We start from the raw sequence: 340 nt of genomic DNA, 5'->3' as shown, positions 1-340 counted from the left end.
GGTGTGTCCTACTACTACCGTTTCGACGAGCATGGTCGTGTTCACTCGCAGGTAGGTACTGGGGGGATGTTCCCGAACATTCTTTACTGGGGCATGACACCGGTCAAGACGCACCACTTGGTGGAACAGTATGTGTACTCATTGAAACAGCTGGTGAGTTTCAAGGTGACCCACTTACCCTAGGCGACACCGTGGTTGAGGACTACTTTAATCGCCTTGAACAACTCCCCCTTTACCGGGCACTTGTTGAAGGTGGACTTGATGCAGCTGGTTTAACTGGTCGCGGCCGCACCGCGGAGCGTGATGATGACACATGGACCGTTCCACAACAATGGCTCCA

General features: G+C 53.5%; 1 protein-coding gene. It reads left to right on the top strand.

Annotated features, from left to right (window positions below):
• Nucleotides 1–183, top strand: a 183-nt coding sequence (locus tag QP968_RS11200) for a hypothetical protein (RefSeq protein ID WP_284856469.1), incomplete at its 5' end; no start/stop codon positions are given.
• Nucleotides 184–340 lie beyond the last annotated feature (157 nt).

This window comes from Corynebacterium sp. MSK041, from assembly GCF_030232265.1.
Taxonomy (GTDB): Bacteria; Actinomycetota; Actinomycetes; order Mycobacteriales; family Mycobacteriaceae; genus Corynebacterium.
The sequence above is the reverse complement of the archived record's forward strand: the minus strand, read 5'-3'. Positions and strand labels throughout refer to the sequence as shown.